Annotated in this window: 18 protein-coding genes and 1 pseudogene; 1 reads left to right on the top strand and 18 read right to left on the bottom strand. The window is 68.7% G+C overall.

Features of this window, described 5'->3' with window-relative positions; genetic code table 11:
- Positions 1 to 271, top strand: a pseudogene (locus ACIQRL_RS35065) (hypothetical protein); the annotation flags it as partial.
- Positions 272 to 503: 232 nt separating this feature from the next.
- Here ACIQRL_RS35065 and ACIQRL_RS35060 read toward each other — a convergent pair.
- From ACIQRL_RS35060 to ACIQRL_RS34975, 18 genes are all read right to left on the bottom strand, one after another.
- The gene (locus tag ACIQRL_RS35060) at positions 504 to 950 is read right to left on the bottom strand and encodes a DUF2550 domain-containing protein (RefSeq protein WP_401339210.1); all 447 of its coding nucleotides are present in this window, start codon (positions 948 to 950) and stop codon (positions 504 to 506) included.
- A 160-nt stretch (positions 951 to 1,110) separates the two neighbouring features.
- Complete coding sequence (locus ACIQRL_RS35055; RefSeq protein WP_401339208.1) at positions 1,111 to 1,485, bottom strand: F0F1 ATP synthase subunit epsilon; 375 nt, start codon at positions 1,483 to 1,485, stop codon at positions 1,111 to 1,113.
- 127 nt (positions 1,486 to 1,612) lie between these two features.
- A complete protein-coding gene (atpD, locus tag ACIQRL_RS35050) occupies positions 1,613 to 3,049 on the bottom strand; it encodes a F0F1 ATP synthase subunit beta (RefSeq protein WP_328553381.1) in 1,437 nt (478 codons plus the stop codon).
- Complete coding sequence (locus tag ACIQRL_RS35045) at positions 3,049 to 3,966, bottom strand: F0F1 ATP synthase subunit gamma (protein WP_401339206.1); 918 nt, start codon at positions 3,964 to 3,966, stop codon at positions 3,049 to 3,051. The genes atpD and ACIQRL_RS35045 overlap by 1 nt, the downstream gene beginning before the upstream one ends.
- 21 nt (positions 3,967 to 3,987) lie before the next feature.
- Positions 3,988 to 5,577, bottom strand: coding sequence for a F0F1 ATP synthase subunit alpha (gene atpA, locus ACIQRL_RS35040; RefSeq protein WP_401339203.1), 1,590 nt, complete (start codon positions 5,575 to 5,577; stop codon positions 3,988 to 3,990).
- A gap of 124 nt (positions 5,578 to 5,701) precedes the next feature.
- On the bottom strand, positions 5,702 to 6,523 hold the full coding sequence (locus ACIQRL_RS35035; protein ID WP_401339202.1) for a F0F1 ATP synthase subunit delta: 822 nt from the start codon (positions 6,521 to 6,523) through the stop codon (positions 5,702 to 5,704).
- Positions 6,520 to 7,062, bottom strand: a complete 543-nt coding sequence (locus tag ACIQRL_RS35030) for a F0F1 ATP synthase subunit B (RefSeq protein ID WP_328553385.1) — start codon at positions 7,060 to 7,062, stop codon at positions 6,520 to 6,522. The genes ACIQRL_RS35035 and ACIQRL_RS35030 overlap by 4 nt, the downstream gene beginning before the upstream one ends.
- 42 nt (positions 7,063 to 7,104) lie before the next feature.
- The gene (atpE, locus tag ACIQRL_RS35025) at positions 7,105 to 7,332 is read right to left on the bottom strand and encodes an ATP synthase F0 subunit C (RefSeq protein WP_391858896.1); all 228 of its coding nucleotides are present in this window, start codon (positions 7,330 to 7,332) and stop codon (positions 7,105 to 7,107) included.
- Between the two features lie 74 nt (positions 7,333 to 7,406).
- Positions 7,407 to 8,234, bottom strand: a complete 828-nt coding sequence (gene atpB / locus ACIQRL_RS35020; RefSeq protein ID WP_401339201.1) for a F0F1 ATP synthase subunit A — start codon at positions 8,232 to 8,234, stop codon at positions 7,407 to 7,409.
- 225 nt (positions 8,235 to 8,459) lie between these two features.
- Positions 8,460 to 8,897, bottom strand: a complete 438-nt coding sequence (locus ACIQRL_RS35015) for a hypothetical protein (protein WP_401339199.1) — start codon at positions 8,895 to 8,897, stop codon at positions 8,460 to 8,462.
- 294 nt (positions 8,898 to 9,191) lie between these two features.
- Entirely contained in the window at positions 9,192 to 10,559 is a 1,368-nt protein-coding gene (locus ACIQRL_RS35010) for an MraY family glycosyltransferase (protein ID WP_401339198.1), read from the bottom strand.
- 129 nt (positions 10,560 to 10,688) lie between these two features.
- On the bottom strand, positions 10,689 to 11,927 hold the full coding sequence (gene glyA / locus ACIQRL_RS35005; protein ID WP_401339196.1) for a serine hydroxymethyltransferase: 1,239 nt from the start codon (positions 11,925 to 11,927) through the stop codon (positions 10,689 to 10,691).
- Positions 11,928 to 11,997: 70 nt separating this feature from the next.
- On the bottom strand, positions 11,998 to 12,666 hold the full coding sequence (locus tag ACIQRL_RS35000; protein WP_401339193.1) for a protein-tyrosine-phosphatase: 669 nt from the start codon (positions 12,664 to 12,666) through the stop codon (positions 11,998 to 12,000).
- Positions 12,663 to 13,310, bottom strand: coding sequence for an L-threonylcarbamoyladenylate synthase (locus tag ACIQRL_RS34995; protein ID WP_103550972.1), 648 nt, complete (start codon positions 13,308 to 13,310; stop codon positions 12,663 to 12,665). The genes ACIQRL_RS35000 and ACIQRL_RS34995 overlap by 4 nt, the downstream gene beginning before the upstream one ends.
- 146 nt (positions 13,311 to 13,456) lie before the next feature.
- Positions 13,457 to 14,302, bottom strand: coding sequence for a peptide chain release factor N(5)-glutamine methyltransferase (gene prmC, locus ACIQRL_RS34990; RefSeq protein WP_351543452.1), 846 nt, complete (start codon positions 14,300 to 14,302; stop codon positions 13,457 to 13,459).
- A gap of 36 nt (positions 14,303 to 14,338) precedes the next feature.
- Positions 14,339 to 15,415, bottom strand: coding sequence for a peptide chain release factor 1 (prfA, locus tag ACIQRL_RS34985; protein WP_401339189.1), 1,077 nt, complete (start codon positions 15,413 to 15,415; stop codon positions 14,339 to 14,341).
- Between the two features lie 170 nt (positions 15,416 to 15,585).
- On the bottom strand, positions 15,586 to 15,807 hold the full coding sequence (gene rpmE / locus ACIQRL_RS34980; RefSeq protein ID WP_266762813.1) for a 50S ribosomal protein L31: 222 nt from the start codon (positions 15,805 to 15,807) through the stop codon (positions 15,586 to 15,588).
- Positions 15,808 to 15,966: 159 nt separating this feature from the next.
- A complete protein-coding gene (locus ACIQRL_RS34975) occupies positions 15,967 to 17,103 on the bottom strand; it encodes an LCP family protein (protein WP_401339187.1) in 1,137 nt (378 codons plus the stop codon).
- Positions 17,104 to 17,303 lie beyond the last annotated feature (200 nt).

The raw sequence follows: 17,303 nt of genomic DNA, 5'->3' as shown, positions 1-17,303 counted from the left end.
GGAACGCGGGACGCCGGACGCGGGCGCGGAACGCGGGACGCCGGACGCGGGCGCGGAACGCCGGACGCCGGACGCCGGACGCGGGCGCGGGCGCGGAACGCCGGACGCCGGACGCCGGACGCGGGCGCGGGCGCGGAACGCGGGACGCCGGACGCCGGACGCGGGCGCGGGCGCGGGACGCGGGACGCCGGACGCGGGGGCGGACGCCCGGCGCCGGGGCTGCCCGGACCGCGTGAAACCGGGCGGCCGGGTGTGGGACGTGGGAGTGTGAAACGCGGTGCGGCTCGGGGAGCGGGGCCGCGCGGTCTCAAGGGGCGGCGGGACGTCAGCCGTGCAACCGCAGGGGGCAGCCGGACGCTGCGCTGGGCCGCGGGACTGCGGTCCGGGGCATGCCGGATCCGCGGTATCGGCGGGGCCGCTGAGCGGGCTGTGCGCGCGCCGGGTGAGGGCAGGGGCCGCGCGGGATCCGGGGGAGGTCCGTCCCGCGCGAGGAGGGGCGGGGGTCAGGCGACGTTCACCCGCTGGCCGGGCGGGGCCGCCTCCAGCCAGGCGAGGAAACCGGTCAGCGCGTCCTCGCTCATCGCCAGTTCCAGGCGTGTCCCGCGATGGAGACAGGCGAGGATGATCGCGTCGGAGAGCAGCGCGAGCTCCTCCTCGCCGTCCGCGGTACGACGGCCGGCCACCTCGATCGCCGAGCGTTCGAGAACGCGGCGCGGGCGGGGGGCGTACGAGAAGACGCGGTACCACTCGATCCGGTCACTGTTGTAGCGGGCGACGCCGTAGCTCCAGCCCTTGCCACTGGGGTCACCCTTCTCTAGGACGTCCCAGCGCAGGCTGCAGTCGAACGTTCCGCCGGAACGCTGGATCAGCCGGCGACGGAGGCCGAAGACGAACAGCCCCACCACTACAAGCGCTACTAGCACTCCGCACACAGTCAGAGCGAGGACCATCGACACCGACCTCCTCGTCTCCTAGGTAACGGAAAAGAAAAAACTTCCGGATTTGCCTCAGCCGCGGCCAGGGCCGGAGTGATCCGGTCCCAGCCGCGGCTGAGTCAAAGCTTCACACAGTGCTAGCCCAGCGCCTAAAGGGCCGGGGTCGCACCGATGGTCAGCGGGGCGCCACCGCACGCAGGCGGACGTCCGCGCGGCGCTCGGCGGACGCGTCGGCGTCCGACTTCGCGCGCTCGAGCGCCCGCTCCGCACGCTGGACATCGATCTCGTCCGACAGCTCGGCGATCTCGGCCAGCAGCGACAGCTTGTTGTCAGCGAATGAGATGAAACCGCCGTGCACCGCGGCGATGACCGTTCCACCATCACTCGTACGGATGGTCACCGGGCCCGACTCCAGCACACCGAGCAGCGGCTGGTGACCGGGCATGACGCCGATGTCGCCGGACGTGGTACGCGCGACGACCAGGGTGGCCTCGCCGGACCAGACACTACGGTCCGCGGCGACGAGCTCGACGTGCAGCTCAGCAGCCAAGGTGGGCTCCTCGGGTCACCACCCGGCGTTGCTGCCGGGTGTTGGGTCAAAGTCTAGTAGGCGTACGGAGGGGGAAGGACCGCACCCCGCGAGGCGCGGTCCCGCCCTCTCACTCAGAACACGAGGTTCAGGAGACGCCGAGCTCCTTGGCGTTGGCCTTGAGGTCCTCAATGCCACCGCACAGGAAGAACGCCTGCTCCGGGAAGTGGTCGTACTCACCGTCGATGATCGCGTTGAAGGCCACGATCGACTCGTCCAGCGGGACGTCCGACCCGTCGACGCCGGTGAACTGCTTGGCGACGTGGGTGTTCTGGGACAGGAAGCGCTCCACGCGACGGGCACGGTGGACGGTGAGCTTGTCCTCCTCGCCCAGCTCGTCGATACCGAGGATCGCGATGATGTCCTGAAGGTCCTTGTACTTCTGGAGAACCGACTTGACGCGCATCGCGGCCGCGTAGTGGTCCGCCGCGATGTAGCGGGGGTCCAGGATGCGGGACGTGGAGTCCAGCGGGTCCACGGCCGGGTAGATGCCCTTCTCGGAGATCGGACGGGAGAGAACCGTCGTCGCGTCGAGGTGGGCGAACGTGGTGGCCGGGGCCGGGTCGGTCAGGTCGTCCGCGGGGACGTAGATCGCCTGCATCGAGGTGATCGAGTGACCACGGGTCGAGGTGATGCGCTCCTGGAGGAGACCCATCTCGTCGGCCAGGTTCGGCTGGTAGCCCACCGCGGAGGGCATACGGCCGAGCAGGGTCGAGACCTCGGAACCGGCCTGCGTGAAGCGGAAGATGTTGTCGATGAAGAACAGCACGTCCTGCTTCTGCACATCGCGGAAGTACTCCGCCATGGTCAGACCCGCGAGGGCCACGCGCAGACGGGTGCCCGGGGGCTCGTCCATCTGGCCGAAGACGAGCGCGGTCTTGTCGATGACGCCCGACTCGGACATCTCCTCGATGAGGTCGTTGCCCTCACGCGTGCGCTCACCGACACCGGCGAACACGGAGACACCGTCGTGGTTGTTGGCGACGCGGTAGATCATCTCCTGGATGAGCACCGTCTTGCCGACACCGGCACCACCGAACAGACCGATCTTTCCACCCTTGACGTACGGGGTGAGGAGGTCGATGACCTTGACGCCGGTCTCGAACATCTCGGTCTTCGACTCGAGCTCGTCGAAGCGCGGGGCCTTGCGGTGGATGGACCAGCGCTCGCCCGAGTACTTCTCGTCGCTGTTCAGCACCTCACCGAGGGTGTTGAACACCTTGCCCTTGGTGAAGTCACCGACCGGGACGGTGATGCCCGCGCCGGTGTCGGTGACGGCGGCCTGGCGGACCAGACCGTCGGTGGGCTGCATGGAGATCGTGCGGACCAGGCCGTCACCCAGGTGCTGGGCGACTTCCAGGGTCAGCGTCTTCTTCTCGCCGGCGTTGGCCGGGTCGGCCACCTCGACGTGAAGGGCGTTGTAGATGTCCGGCATCGCGTCGACGGGGAACTCCACGTCGACGACCGGGCCGATGACCCGGGCGACGCGGCCCGTGGCAACGGCCGTCTCAGAAGTCGTCGTCATTACTTGTCACTCCCCGCGGTCGCGTCGGCAAGGGCTGCGGAGCCACCGACGATCTCGCTGATTTCCTGGGTGATTTCGGCCTGGCGGGCCGCATTGGCAAGTCGGGAGAGCGTGGTGATCAGGTCTCCCGCGTTGTCGGTCGCCGACTTCATCGCGCGGCGCGTGGCGGCGTGCTTGGAGGCAGCCGACTGGAGCAGCGCGTTGTAGATACGGCTCTCGACGTAGCGCGGCAGGAGGGCGTCGAGGACGTCCTCCGCCGACGGCTCGAACTCGTACAGCGGAAGGATCTCGCCCTCGGGCGCTTCCTCCGCCACGACCTCTTCGAGGCGAAGCGGCAGCAGCCGGCCGTCGATGGCCGTCTGCGTCATCATCGAGACGAACTCGGTGTAGACGATGTGGATCTCATCCACGCCGCCGTCCGCCGTGTCCTTCTCGATGGCCTCGATCAGCGGACCCGCGACCTTCTTCGCGTCCGCGTAGGTGGGCTCGTCGGTGAAACCCGACCACGACTCCGCGACCTTGCGCTCGCGGAAGTTGTAGTGGGCCAGACCGCGGCGGCCGACGATGTACGTGTCGACCTCCTTGCCCTCGGCCTCGAGACGGGCGGTCAGCAGCTCCGCCGCCTTGATGGCGTTGGAGTTGAAGGCGCCGGCCAGTCCGCGGTCGCTCGTGAGGAGCAGAACCGCGGAACGGCTGGCCGTCTCCGCCTCCGTGGTCAGCGGGTGCTTGGTGTTCGAACCGGTACCGACCGCCGTGACCGCGCGGGTGAGCTCGGTCGCGTACGGCGTGGAGGCCGCCACCTTGCGCTGCGCCTTGACGACACGCGAGGCGGCGATCATCTCCATCGCCTTGGTGATCTTCTTGGTCGCGGTGACGGATCGGATGCGACGCTTGTAGACCCGGAGCTGGGCTCCCATGAGTCAGGTCCCTTCCTTACGTCACTTGGCTGCGGCCGGAGCGTCCTCGCCGAGAAGCTTCCCGTCCGAGGTCTCGAACTGCTTCTTGAACTCCGTGATGCCGTCGGCGATGGCGGTGAGCGTGTCGTCCGACATCTTGCCGCCCTCCTTGATGGAGGTCATGAGGCCCTGCTCCTTGCGGTGCAGGTACTCCAGGAGCTCCTTCTCGAAGCGGCGGACGTCGACGACCGGAACGTCGTCCATCTTGCCGGTGGTACCGGCCCAGACGGAGACGACCTGGTCCTCGGTGGCCATCGGCTGGTACTGAGCCTGCTTGAGCAGCTCGACCAGACGCTGACCGCGCTCCAGCTGCGACTTCGACGCGGCGTCCAGGTCGGAACCGAAGGCGGCGAACGCCTCCAGCTCGCGGTACTGGGCCAGGTCGAGGCGGAGCCGGCCGGAGACCTGCTTCATCGCCTTGTGCTGGGCGGAGCCGCCGACGCGGGAGACCGAGATACCGACGTTCAGGGCCGGACGCTGGCCGGCGTTGAACAGGTCGGACTCAAGGAAGCACTGGCCGTCGGTGATGGAGATGACGTTGGTCGGGATGAACGCCGACACGTCGTTCGCCTTGGTCTCGACGATCGGCAGACCCGTCATCGAACCGGCGCCCAGGTCGTCGGAGAGCTTCGCGCAGCGCTCCAGCAGACGGGAGTGCAGGTAGAAGACGTCACCGGGGTAGGCCTCGCGCCCCGGCGGACGGCGGAGCAGCAGGGACACGGCGCGGTAGGCGTCGGCCTGCTTCGAGAGGTCGTCGAAGATGATGAGGACGTGCTTGCCCTCGTACATCCACTGCTGACCGATGGCCGAACCGGTGTACGGCGCAAGGTACTTGAAGCCGGCCGGGTCGGACGCCGGGGCGGCGACGATGGTCGTGTACTCCAGCGCGCCGGCCTCTTCGAGGGCGCCACGCACGGAGGCGATGGTCGAACCCTTCTGACCGATGGCGACGTAGATGCAGCGGACCTGCTTCTTGGTGTCGCCCGAGCGCCAGTTGTCGCGCTGGTTGATGATCGTGTCGACGGCCAGCGCGGTCTTGCCGGTCTGACGGTCGCCGATGATCAGCTGACGCTGGCCGCGGCCGATCGGGGTCATCGCGTCGACGGCCTTGTAGCCCGTCTCCATCGGCTCGTGCACCGACTTGCGGACCATGACGCCCGGGGCCTGCAGCTCGAGGGCGCGGCGGCCGGACGTCTCGATCTCGCCGAGGCCGTCGATCGGGTTGCCGAGCGGGTCGACGACGCGGCCGAGGTAACCCTCGCCCACGGCGACGGACAGCACCTCACCGGTGCGCTGCACCGGCTGACCCTCTTCGATACCGCTGAACTCGCCGAGGACGACCGCACCGATCTCGCGCTCTTCCAGGTTCAGCGCGAGGCCGAGGGTTCCGTCCTCGAACTTCAGCAGCTCGTTCGCCATGGCCGAGGGGAGACCCTCGATCTTGGCGATACCGTCGCCGGCGACGGTGACCGTACCGACCTCCTCGCGCGAGGCCGCGTCCGGCTTGTACGACTGGACAAAGTTCTCCAGCGCATCCCGGATCTCCTCCGGCCGGATCGTGAGCTCCGCCATCTGGGTTCCCTGCTCTCCTTGTTGGGCCCGAAGTTTCACTTGGGGGGATGGACTCCCCCCTATGAGAGGTGAATCCTCTGCACGGCCCAACATGGGCCGTAATTGCGTACTGCTTATGGGATTACTAGCTCGCCATGCGGCGGGCGGCGTCCTCGAGACGGTCCGCGATGGAACCGTTGATGACCTCGTCGCCGACCTGCACCCGGATCCCGCCGAGGACATCGGGGTCCACGTCGAGGTTGAGGTGCATCGGGCGGCCGTAGAGCTTCGCCAGAGCGGCGCCGAGGCGCTGCTTCTGTCCGTCGCTCAGCGGCACCGCCGAGGTGACCACGGCGACCATGCGGTTGCGACGCTCGGCGGCGAGCCGGGACAGGGACTCGAGTCCCGCTTCCAGGCTACGTCCGCGAGGCGCGGTCACAAGGCGCGTCACCAGACGCTCGGTCGTCACGTCGGCCCGGCCGCCGAGCAGGCTGCGCAGCAGCTCGCTCTTGGCCGCCGTGGTGGCGGCCCGGTCGGTCAGCGCGGCGCGCAGCCCGGTGTTCGAGGCGACGATCCGGCCGAAGCGGAACAGCTCGTCCTCGACGTTGTCGAGCGCGCCCGTCCGCTGCGCCGCCGTGAGGTCGGCGGTGGCGGTGAGCTCCTCAAGGGCGTCCACCAGGTCGCGGGGCTGCGACCAGCGGGAACGCACCATGCCGGACACCAGGTCGGCGGCGGTGCCGCCCACCTGGCCGCCGAGCAGGCGCTGGACCAGCTCGGCCTTGGCCTCGCCGGGCTGCGCCGGGTCGGTGACGACCCGACGCAGCGACACCTCGCGGTGGAGCAGCGCGGTGACCGCGGCCAGCTCGTCGGCGAGCTGTGCCGCGTCCACGGACGTCGAGTCCGTCAGCGCGTCGAGACGCTCACGTGCGGCTGCGGTTGCCTCGCGGCTCGCTCCGTGTGCAGTCATCGAGCCGCCTCGGCCTTCTCCTCAAGCTCGGAGAGGAAACGGTCGATGACGCGGCTCTGCCGGGCGTGGTCCTCGAGGGACTCGCCGACCAGCTTGCCGGCCAGGTCGGTGGCCAGGTGGCCGACGTCCTGGCGCAGCGCCTGAGCGGCGGCCTTGCGGTCGGCCTCGATCTGCGTGTGACCGGCGGCGACGATTTCCTCGCGCTGCCGCTGGCCTTCCGCGCGCATCTCGGCGATGAGCGTGGCGCCCTGCTCCGTTGCTTCCTGGCGCAGGCGCGCGGCCTCGTGACGGGCTTCGGCGAGCTGAGCCTTGTACTGCTCAAGAACGCTCTGGGCCTCGGTCTGCGCGGCCTCGGCCTTTTCGATACCGCCCTCGATGGCCTCGCGGCGCTGCTCCAGAACCTTGTTGATGTTCGGGAGAAGCTTCCAGGCCAGGAAGCCGAAGACGATGACGAAGGCGAGCAGGCCGATGACAAGCTCGGGGATCGGCGGGATGAGAGGGTTTTCCTTCTCGGCCGCCAGAATGAGCATGTGGCTCATGTCAGTGCCTTTCGTCTAGTGGGCTGTCGCTGATCGGGTGGATCAGGTGCCGTAGACGAACGGCATGACCAGACCGATGAGGGCGAGCGCCTCACAGAAGGCGAAGCCGAGGATCTGGTTGGCGCGGATCAGACCGGCGGCCTCAGGCTGACGGGCGAGGGCCTGGGTGCCGTTACCGAAGATGATGCCGACGCCGACGCCGGGGCCGATGGCCGCGAGGCCGTAACCGATCGAGCCGAGCGAGCCGGAGACAGCGGCAAGGGTCTGCATGCCAGTTATTCCTTTTCTTTACGGACCGGTGGGGGTTGGCCACCGGACGACTGCGGGGCGGAGAGGACGGGCGCTCAGTGGTGCTCGGCCAGCGCGCCCTGGATGAAGGTGCAGGTCAGCAGCACGAACACGTACGCCTGCAGGGCCTGGATGAACAGCTCGAAGGCCGTCATCACGATGACCATGATGAACGAGACGCCCGAGTAGGCGATCCCCCAGCCGTTGAGCAGGTACCAGGTGGCGATCGTGAACAGCAGCAGCAGGGTGTGGCCCGCGAACATGTTCGCGAAGAGTCGCACCGCGTGCGTGAACGGCCGGACGATCAGGTTCGAGAGCAGCTCGATGAACATGGCCAGCGGGAGAACCGGGCCCAGCGACTTGTCGTAGCCGCTGATGTTCTTGAACGCTCCGACGAATCCGTGGCGCTTGAACGTCAGGGACACCCAGACGACGTAGACGATTCCGGCCAGCACCGCGGGATACGAAATGATCGCCGTGACCGGGAACTGGGCGACCGGAATGATCGACCAGAGGTTCATCATCCAGACGAAGAAGAACAGCGAGACGACCAGGGGTACGTACTTCTCGCCTTCCTTCTTGCCGATCGTCTCGTAGACGACGCCGCGGCGGATGAAGTCGTAGCCGGCTTCGGCGACCATCTGCAGCTTGCCCGGGACGACCTTCGGCTTGCGGAAGGCGGCCCAGAAGAAGGCGACGACGATAACCGAGCCGAGCAGCGCCAGGAGCATCGTCTTGTTGAAGTACAAGTTGCTGTCCCCGTTGCCCCAGAGAGGCTCGAACAGGAACGAGTGCAGGCCGGGTGCCGGGAAGCCACAACCGTTGTTCTCGAAGATGTGGCAGTCGGTCTCGAAAGCGAGCACCTGCGTCGGGTCAGCACTCACCGCGGGCTCCTTCAGCGTGGCGCATAGGTACGGCAACCTCGTTGTGTCGGCGCGGCGCACAGCCGCGGTTCGGCACTGGACTGGTGTTACGGATGTGGGGGCGGCAGTGGGGCATCAAGCCTCGCGATTGAGCAGGCGTCAGCTCAGATGCCCGCGCCCGCGATGCCGCAGTTGGCACCGGACGATAGCAGGATCTCCTACGTGCACTTATCCCGGCCCTACCCCTCACGACGAATGCCCCTTGTTCTCGGGCTTGTCGCCCTTCGAGGAGTCGGGTTCGACGTAGAGGATCTTGGCCTTCATATGGGCACGCGCCTGTGCGCCGATCCACACGAGAGTGGTGACGACCAGGGTGAGCGCGAAGGACTTGGGATTGAACAGCGAGGTGTTCTTGAACACGGCGACAAAGATGAACAGCAGAAGAATCTGCGCCGTGTAGAGCAGGAGACCCATCGCCTGGAACAAGTGCGGAAGCGATGTCGCCACGCGCTGCAGAACGTAGAGCCCGAGCCCCATGAAGAGAATCACGACCAGCGTCGCGACGATCGCCCCGATCGCTCCTTTGCCGCCGGCGACCACACCGCTGACGACGGCGGCAATCGCGCCGACGGCAGCTGTGGGTACAGCGGCCTGCAGGAGGATCCGGGCGTCATTGGACGGCATGGCGGCAACTCCGCTTGCTAAGGGGGGCGTGTCGTCATGGACGAGCGTAGTCCCGGGCTGAGAGAGAACCTCACGCCAAAGGACCGTGGTACTGGGGTCCTTCGGCTCTGCCCTGGGTTCTCGTGAACCGTATCACAAACTATTTGATGAGGTCTTTACCTGGTTGGTGTGCTGACTGTCACACATGAGAGTGAAGGTGCGCGTCTGTGCGCGCAGGCGACCAACTTGTCTGATATTGGGGTGCTTTACTACCCCACGATTTGGTCACGCGTTAGTCAGATTCTTACCTTGGACTCAGTGCGAGGACTCGGCCTCGCGCCGGTCGAGAAGTCGCGGACGGGCACCAATCGCCGTCGCTCCATTGACTCCTGAGACCCCGGCAGCCGCCGGCGCACGGTGCTCGCGTGCCTCGTCAGGCTCGCCCGCCACCGCCGCCTCGTGGGTCACGGGCGACCCCGCTCCGGCAGCCTCTCCAGCGGCCGCGGCGGCGGCCCTGCGGCGCCGGTAGCGCGGCGGCAGCAGGTGCTCGGCCCAGCGCGGGGCGCGCGGCGTGAAGCGCGGCAGCAGGAGCAGGACGAGACCGACCGCGCTGAGTGCCGCGATGGCGAGCACGCTCCACATGGCCCCGGAGTTGACCGAGTACGCGAGGGCGCCGAAGGCGATCAGCGCCGACCAGAAGTACATGATCAGGACGGCCCGGCTGTGCGAGTGCCCGACCTCCAGGAGGCGGTGGTGCAGATGGCCGCGGTCGGCTGCGAACGGCGACTGCCCGCGCCAGGTGCGCCGCACGATGGCGAGCACCAGGTCGGCGGCCGGGATCGCGATGATCGTCAGCGGCAGCAGCAGCGGGATGAACACCGGCACCGTCTGGTGCACGGTGTTGCGCTCGGAACCGGAGAACAGGTTCATCACGTCGGGGTCGATCTGCCCGGTGATGGAGATGGCGCCGGCGGCCAGCACCAGCCCGATGAGCATCGAACCGGAGTCGCCCATGAAGATCCGCGCGGGGTGCATGTTGTGCGGCAGGAAGCCCAGGCACATGCCCATCAGGATCGACGCGAACAGCGTCGCCGGGGCGGCGGCCTCGATGCCGTACGAGTACCAGATCCGGTAGGCGTAGAGGAAGAACGCGGCGGACGCGATGCACACCATGCCGGCGGCCAGTCCGTCGAGACCGTCCACGAAGTTGACCGCGTTGATGGTGATGACGACGAGCGCCACCGTCAGCAGGGTGCCCTGCCACTGGGTCAGCGCGACGAGGCCCACCCCGGGGATCGGCAGCCACAGGATCGTCAGACCCTGCATGACCATGACGCCCGCGGCGATCATCTGGCCGCCCAGCTTGATCAGGGCGTCGATCTCGAACTTGTCGTCCAGCACGCCGATCAGCCAGATCAGCGCGGCCCCGGAGAGCAGGGCGCGTGGTTCGTTGGAGTTGGAGAAGACCGCGTTGAGGTTCTTCAGGTGGTCGGCGACCAGCAGGCCGGCGCACAGACCGAAGAACATCGCGATGCCGCCGAGCCTCGGCGTGGGTTCACGGTGCACGTCGCGCGCCCTGATTTCCGGCATGGCTCCGGCCACGATCGCGAATTTCCGTACCGGCCCTGTCAGCAGGTACGTCACCGCGGCCGTGATGCAGAGCGTCAGCAGGTATTCACGCACGGGCTTCCCCACAGGTCTCGCTGGCCATCACAGCCCCACACCCTAGCGATGCACGCATATGGTTGAGGACTTTCGGGTAGCGACGATGGTTGCACGAGTGGCTGTGCAGCGCGGTACGCGTACCCCCGGTCAGTCCGGATAAGGCGGAAATCTACCGGTCAGTTCCCGTACTTCCTCCCGTGCCGTCCGGCCGTCGATCTCGTCCCGCAGCACCCCCGCGAAGAGTGCGGCGACCCGTGCCATCTCCGGCTCGCCCATCCCCTGGGTGGTCAGCGCCGCGGTGCCGAGCCGCAGGCCACGGGCGTCGCCGTGAGGCAGCGCACACGTGTCGAGGACCATACCGGCGGCGGCGAGACGGCCACGCGCGGTGCGCCCCTCGACACCGAGCGGGGCCGGGTCCGCGGCGAGCAGATGGGTGTCGGTGCCGCCCGTGGTGATCGCGAGCCCCTCCGCGTCCAGTCCCTCGGCCAGCACGCGGGCGTTGGCGACCACCTGACGGGCGTACGCCGTGAACGCCGGGGTCGCGGCCTCGCCGAACGCGACGGCCTTGGCCGCGATGGTGTGCATCTGCGCGCCGCCCTGGGTGAACGGGAAGACCGCCCGGTCGACCCGCTCGGCCAGTTCGCCGCCGCAAAGGATCATGCCGCCGCGCGGACCGCGGAGCACCTTGTGGGTGGTGGCGCACACGATGTCGGCGTACGGCACCGGGTTGGGCGCCGCTCCCCCCGCGACCAGCCCGATGGGGTGGGCGGCGTCCGCGATGAGATAGGCGCCGACCTCGTCGGCGATCTCCCGGAACAGCGCGTAGTCGATGTGCCGGGGATACGAGATCGATCCGCACACGATCGCCTTGGGGCGACGGGCCCGGGCCAGGGTGCGCACCTGCTCGTAGTCGATCAGTCCGGACTCCGCCCCGACTCCGTAGCCGACGAAGTCGAACCAGCGGCCGGAGAAGTTCGCGGGCGACCCGTGGGTCAGGTGACCGCCGAAGGGCAGGCCCATCGCCAGCACGGTGTCACCGGGGCGCAGCAGGGCCGCGTACGCGGCCAGGACCGCCGAACTCCCGGAGTGGGACTGGACGTTGGCGTGCTCTGCGCCGAAGAGTGCCTTGGCGCGGTCGACGGCGACGCGTTCGGCGGCGTCGACGAACTCGCAGCCGCCGTGGTGGCGGGCGCCTGGATATCCCTCTGCGTACTTGTTCGCCAGCGGTGAGCCGAGCGCGGCCAGCACGGCCGGCGAGGTGAAGTTCTCGGCCGCGATCAGTTGCAGCGTGGTCGACTGCCGGTCCAGCTCGCCGATCAGGATCTCGGCGAGCTCGGGGTCCTGGCGGCTCAGGACATCCGCTTCGAGCGTGGTGGCGACCGGCATGGTGGACTCCGGACATCTACGGGGGACGCTTACGTCCAATGTAGAACCGGGACCGGTGGGACGCCCGGTGTCACGTCCGCGCGGGTACCCCCGTCAGAGCGGTGACGACGGGATCCAGTGCCTCGTTGATCTCGTCCCCGATGGACCGGAAGAACGGCAGCGGCGCCCCGTAGGGGTCGTAGACCTCGTCGGCCTCCGCGGTCGGGGCCAGCAGCCAGCCGCGCAGCGCCGCGGCGGCCCGCACCAGGGCGACGGCACGTTCGATCACGCCGTCCTGGAGGGGCGGCAGGGTCGCCGTGTCTATGGCGCGGACCAGCCGGGTGAACTCCTTCAGGGTGAAGGTGCGCAGTCCCGCCGAGTGGCCCATGGAGATGACCTGGGCACGGTGGTCGCGGGTGGCCGTCAGGACCAGGTCGGCGCGGATGACGTGGTCGTCGAGGAGCTCGCGCCCGACGAAGCCGGAGGGGTCCGCGCCGAAGTCGGCGAGGACGGTCTCGGCGTTGGCCTCCATGGGCGCGCCCTCGTGGCCCCAGGTGCCGGCGCTCTCCACGATGAGGCCGCCCCACAGGGGGTCGCCGAGCCGGTCCGCCAGGGCATGCCGGGTCAGCCGCTCGGTGATCGGCGAGCGGCACACATTGCCGGTGCTGACGTGGAGGATGCGGAAGGACCCCCGGGGGGACCCACCGGTCCCCGTGATCCCCGTGCCTATCCATCCACGCCCCGCGTCAGGGGCTGTCAATTCGCCACCTCGAGGTCGGGTACGACCTTCCGGAGCTCCTCCGCCGACAGTGCGCCCGCGCGCAGCAGCACGGGCACCTTGCCGGTCACGTCGACGATCGAGGAGGGCACGTTGCCCGGGGTCGGGCCGCCGTCCAGGTAGACGGAGACCGAGTCGCCGAGCATGCCCTGCGCGGCGTCGCAGTCCTCCGGCGCCGGGTGGCCCGTGAGGTTGGCGGAGGAGACGGCCATCGGGCCGACCTCGGTGAGGAGCTCGATGGCGACGGGGTGCAGCGGCATACGGATCGCCACCGTGCCCCGGGTGTCCCCGAGGTCCCACTGGAGGGACGGCTGGTGCTTGGCGACGAGCGTCAGGGCACCGGGCCAGAACGCGTCGACGAGCTCCCAGGCCATCTCGGAGAAGTCCGTGACGAGGCCGTGCAGGGTGTTCGGGGAGCCGATGAGGACAGGGGTGGGCATGTTGCGGCCCCGGCCCTTGGCGTCCAGCAGGTCGGCGACGGCCTCCGAGGTGAACGCGTCGGCACCGATGCCGTACACGGTGTCCGTCGGGAGGACCACCAACTCGCCACGGCGGACGGCGGACGCTGCCTCACGCAGACCTGTGGTGCGGTCGGTCGCGTCGTTGGTGTCGTATCGCCGTGCCATTTAGCGGGCCTCCTCATACACGTACTGCTGGCTGGGGGTGCGAAGAAACGCGGTGCGGGGAAACGCGGTGCGAAGAAACGCGGTGCGGGGGAAGGCGCTGCGGGTGCGCAGGACGGCGCCGCGCGCCCGGGCCCCGTCGGCCGTGCTCACGGCATCGCCTTGCGGGCGGTCGCGAACCGCGGCCGGTTGTTGAGGTCCGGGTGGTCGGCCGCGTCGGCCCAGCCCCGCTCCTCGGTGAAGATCCAGGGCACCTGTCCGCCCTGGGTGTCGGCGTGCTCGATGACGACGACGCCGCCGGGACGCAGCAGCCGGTGCGCGGTGCGCTCGATGCCGCGGATGAGGTCGAGTCCGTCCTCGCCCGAGAAGAGGGCGAGTTCGGGGTCGTAGTCCCTGGCCTCCGGCTGCACGTACTCCCATTCGGTGAGCGGGATGTACGGAGGGTTGGAGATCACCAGGTCCACCTGGCCGTCGAGGTCGGGGAAGGCCGCGAGGGCGTCTCCCTGGCGCAGGTCGACCCTGGACCCCTCGACGTTCTTGCGCGTCCACCGGAGGGCGTCCTCGGACAGCTCCACGGCGTGCACACGGGAGCGCGGGACCTCCTGGGCGAGGGCGAGCGCGATGGCGCCCGAGCCGGTGCACAGGTCCACGATCAGCGGTTCGACGACATCCATCGCGCGGACGGCGTCTATGGCCCAGCCGACGACCGACTCGGTCTCCGGGCGCGGGACGAACACGCCCGGACCCACCTGGAGTTCGAGGTAGCGGAAGTAGGCGCGCCCGGTGATGTGCTGGAGCGGCTCGCGGGCCTCGCGGCGCGCGGTCACCTCCCAGTAGCGGGCGTCGAAGTCCGTGTCCTTGACACTGTGCAGCTCGCCCCGCTTCACGCCGTGCACGAAGGCGGCGAGCTCCTCCGCGTCGTTGCGCGGCGAGGGCACGCCGGCGTCGGCCAGCCGCTGGGTGGCCTGGGCCACTTCCGCGAGCAGCAGGTTCACGCTGGTCCTCCGGGACTGAGCTGGTGTCGTTTGCTGTTATGCGTTGGCGAGCTTGGCTGCCGAGTCCGCGTCGACGCAGGCCTGGATGACGGCGTCGAGCTCACCGTCGAGGACCTGGTCCAAGTTGTACGCCTTGAAGCCGACGCGGTGGTCCGAGATGCGATTCTCCGGGAAGTTGTACGTACGGATCTTCTCGGAGCGGTCGACCGTGCGGACCTGGCTGCGGCGGACGTCGGAGGCTTCCCGCTCCGCTTCCTCCTGCGCCGCCGCGAGGAGCCTGGAGCGCAGGATACGCATCGCCTGCTCCTTGTTCTGCAGCTGGCTCTTCTCGTTCTGGCAGGAAGCGACGACTCCGGTGGGAATGTGCGTGATGCGCACCGCGGAGTCGGTCGTGTTGACGGACTGGCCGCCGGGGCCGGAGGAGCGGTAGACGTCGATACGGAGATCGTTCGCGAGGATCTCGACCTCGACCTCCTCGGCCTCGGGCGTGACGAGGACACCAGCGGCGGAGGTGTGGATGCGGCCCTGCGACTCGGTCGAGGGCACGCGCTGCACCCGGTGCACGCCGCCCTCGTACTTCAGCCGGGCCCAGACGCCCTGGCCGGGCTCCGTGGCACCCTGGCCGCCCTTGGTCTTCACGGCGACCTGGACGTCCTTGTAGCCGCCGAGCTCGGACTCGGTGGCGTCGATGAGCTCGGTCTTCCAGCCGACGCGCTCGGCGTAGCGCAGGTACATGCGCAGCAGGTCACCGGCGAACAGGGCGGACTCGTCGCCGCCGGCGCCCGCCTTGATCTCCAGGATGACGTCCTTGTCGTCGCTGGGGTCGCGCGGGACCAGCAGCAGGCGGAGCTTCTCGGTGAGCTCCTCGCGCTGCTTCTCCAGGTCCTTGACCTCGGCGGCGAAGTCGGGGTCGTCGGCGACGAACTCCTTCGCCGTGCCGATGTCGTCCCCGGTCTGCTTCCAGGAGCGGTACGTCGCGACGATCGGGGTCAGCTCGGCGTAGCGCTTGTTGAGCTTGCGCGCGTTGGCCTGGTCGGCGTGGACCGACGGGTCAGCGAGCTTCTTCTCCAGATCGGCGTGCTCGCCGATCAGTTCCTCGACCGCCTCGAACATCTCCGGCTCCAATGGACTGTCCCCAGCTCCATGACGGGCTCGGGGACGTAGGTACGGCGTGGGGTTCCCCTGCTCGAACGGGTCGAGAGCCCGGGGAGGGGGCTGGACCGCAAAGCGCCGGTCCCGGCGTCCCCGTACGGGAGACTCCGAAGACCGGCGCTGTGGGCTCGCTACTTGTTGGCAGCGGCAGCCTTGCCGAAGCGGGCCTCGAAGCGGGCCACACGGCCACCGGTGTCGAGGATCTTCTGCTTGCCCGTGTAGAACGGGTGGCACTCGGAGCAGACCTCGGCGCGGATGGCACCGCTCGAGATCGTGCTGCGGGTGGTGAACGACGCGCCACAGGTACAGCTGACCTGCGTCTCGACGTACTCGGGGTGGATGTCGCGCTTCAAGGTGTCTCCTAGTTTCGGGAGGGCACCGGGTCGCCGCCGCTGGATGCGGATGCGTGAACCGGGGCCGACGTACCAGTCTGCCAGCACTGGCCGTATCCCCCAAAACGGGGGGACGCGACGATCTATTCCCCGGGGGTACGCAGCGGGTACGCGCGCAGGTCAGCCGGGGCCGACGACGCCCTTCGCCTGGCCGGTGGCGGTTCCCTCGGTGGCCGCCTTCGGGATCGGCCGGTCGGCCTTCAGCGCCTTCCAGACCAGTTCGGCCTTGGCCTTGTCGACCAGGACGCGGTTGGCGTCGGCGCGGTCGTACTGGACCGGCATCGTCACCATGTTCATGTGGGACGAGCCGATGCCCTTGAGGCCGCCCGCGAAGGAGGCGAGGCGGGTCACACTGCCGATGTCGGTGTCGGTGGTCACCGTCTTGGTCGCGGTGTCGGCGAGGTCGAACAGCTTTTTCGGGCTGGACAGGATCCCGATGTGCTTGACCTGGTCGACCAGCGCCTTCATGAACGCCTGCTGGAGCTGGATGCGGCCGAGGTCGGAGCCGTCGCCGACGCCGTGCCGGGTGCGGACCAGGCCGAGCGCCTGCTTGCCGTCGAGGTCGTGCGACCCGGCCGTCAGGTGCAGATGGCTCTCGTGGTCCGAGATGGCCTTGGTCGTGGTGACCGTGACGCCGCCGAGGTCGTCGATCAGCTTCTGGAAGCCGCTGAAGTCGATCTCGATGTAGTGGTCCATGCGGATGCCGGACATGTGCTCGACGGTCTTCACCGCGCAGGCGGCGCCGCCGGTGGAGTAGGCGGAGTTGAACATCGCGCCGGAGACCGTGCCGTGGACGGTGCCCTTCGAGTCGGCGCAGGAGGGCCGCTCGACGAGGGTGTCGCGGGGGATGGAGACCACGCTGGCCCTCTTGTGGCCCTTGTACACGTGGACGATCATCGCGGTGTCGGAGCGGGCGCTGCCGTCGTCGGCACCGCCGCCCAGCTTCTTGTTGGTGCCGGACCGGGTGTCGGAGCCGAGGACCAGGATGTTCTCGGAGCCGTTGTCGACCTTCATGGGCCGGTCGCTGCCGAGCGCCTGGTTGATGTCGACGCTCTTGAGGTTGCCGTTGAGCTTGAAATACAGGTAGCCGGCCCCGGTGCCACCGAGCACCACGATCCCCGCCGCGGTCCAGGCCGTGACGATCAGGGCCCTGCTCCGCGTGCTGCGGGTCTTGCGGCGGCGGCCCTTCGGACGGCGCGGGGCGCTGCTGGCGGGGTCCCCCGGTATGCCGGGTTCCGGCGTGCTCTCGGCAGGCATGTGCTCCTCAATCCGTTTGCGGTCGGTTACCCCCTGCTTTCAGGGCCAGGCCCATCTGGTCGTGACGAGGCGTACCGCTCCATGGTCACTCCGTACGGTCAGACGGGGAAACTCGGGAAAGGGTTGCACAACGCAGTGTGCCCACCGCGTCACGCGATGGGCACACTGTGTGTTCGGCCGGAGCGGGGAAAACCCGCTCA

The sequence above is a fragment of the Streptomyces sp. NPDC091209 genome, assembly GCF_044757755.1.
Taxonomy (GTDB): domain Bacteria; phylum Actinomycetota; class Actinomycetes; order Streptomycetales; family Streptomycetaceae; genus Streptomyces.
The sequence above is the reverse complement of the archived record's forward strand: the minus strand, read 5'-3'. Positions and strand labels throughout refer to the sequence as shown.

What these genes read in the sequence shown, in the direction of transcription:
- ACIQRL_RS35060 (WP_401339210.1), bottom strand. Translation starts at nt 950, where the DNA reads ATGGTCCTCGCTCTGACTGTGTGCGGAGTGCTAGTAGCGCTTGTAGTG.
- atpD (WP_328553381.1), bottom strand. Translation starts at nt 3,049, where the DNA reads ATGACGACGACTTCTGAGACGGCCGTTGCCACGGGCCGCGTCGCCCGG.
- ACIQRL_RS35045 (WP_401339206.1), bottom strand. Translation starts at nt 3,966, where the DNA reads ATGGGAGCCCAGCTCCGGGTCTACAAGCGTCGCATCCGATCCGTCACC.
- atpA (WP_401339203.1), bottom strand. Translation starts at nt 5,577, where the DNA reads ATGGCGGAGCTCACGATCCGGCCGGAGGAGATCCGGGATGCGCTGGAG.
- ACIQRL_RS35035 (WP_401339202.1), bottom strand. Translation starts at nt 6,523, where the DNA reads ATGACTGCACACGGAGCGAGCCGCGAGGCAACCGCAGCCGCACGTGAG.
- ACIQRL_RS35030 (WP_328553385.1), bottom strand. Translation starts at nt 7,062, where the DNA reads ATGAGCCACATGCTCATTCTGGCGGCCGAGAAGGAAAACCCTCTCATC.
- atpE (WP_391858896.1), bottom strand. Translation starts at nt 7,332, where the DNA reads ATGCAGACCCTTGCCGCTGTCTCCGGCTCGCTCGGCTCGATCGGTTAC.
- ACIQRL_RS35015 (WP_401339199.1), bottom strand. Translation starts at nt 8,897, where the DNA reads ATGCCGTCCAATGACGCCCGGATCCTCCTGCAGGCCGCTGTACCCACA.
- glyA (WP_401339196.1), bottom strand. Translation starts at nt 11,927, where the DNA reads ATGCCGGTCGCCACCACGCTCGAAGCGGATGTCCTGAGCCGCCAGGAC.
- ACIQRL_RS34995 (WP_103550972.1), bottom strand. Translation starts at nt 13,310, where the DNA reads ATGGCACGGCGATACGACACCAACGACGCGACCGACCGCACCACAGGT.
- prfA (WP_401339189.1), bottom strand. Translation starts at nt 15,415, where the DNA reads ATGTTCGAGGCGGTCGAGGAACTGATCGGCGAGCACGCCGATCTGGAG.
- ACIQRL_RS34975 (WP_401339187.1), bottom strand. Translation starts at nt 17,103, where the DNA reads ATGCCTGCCGAGAGCACGCCGGAACCCGGCATACCGGGGGACCCCGCC.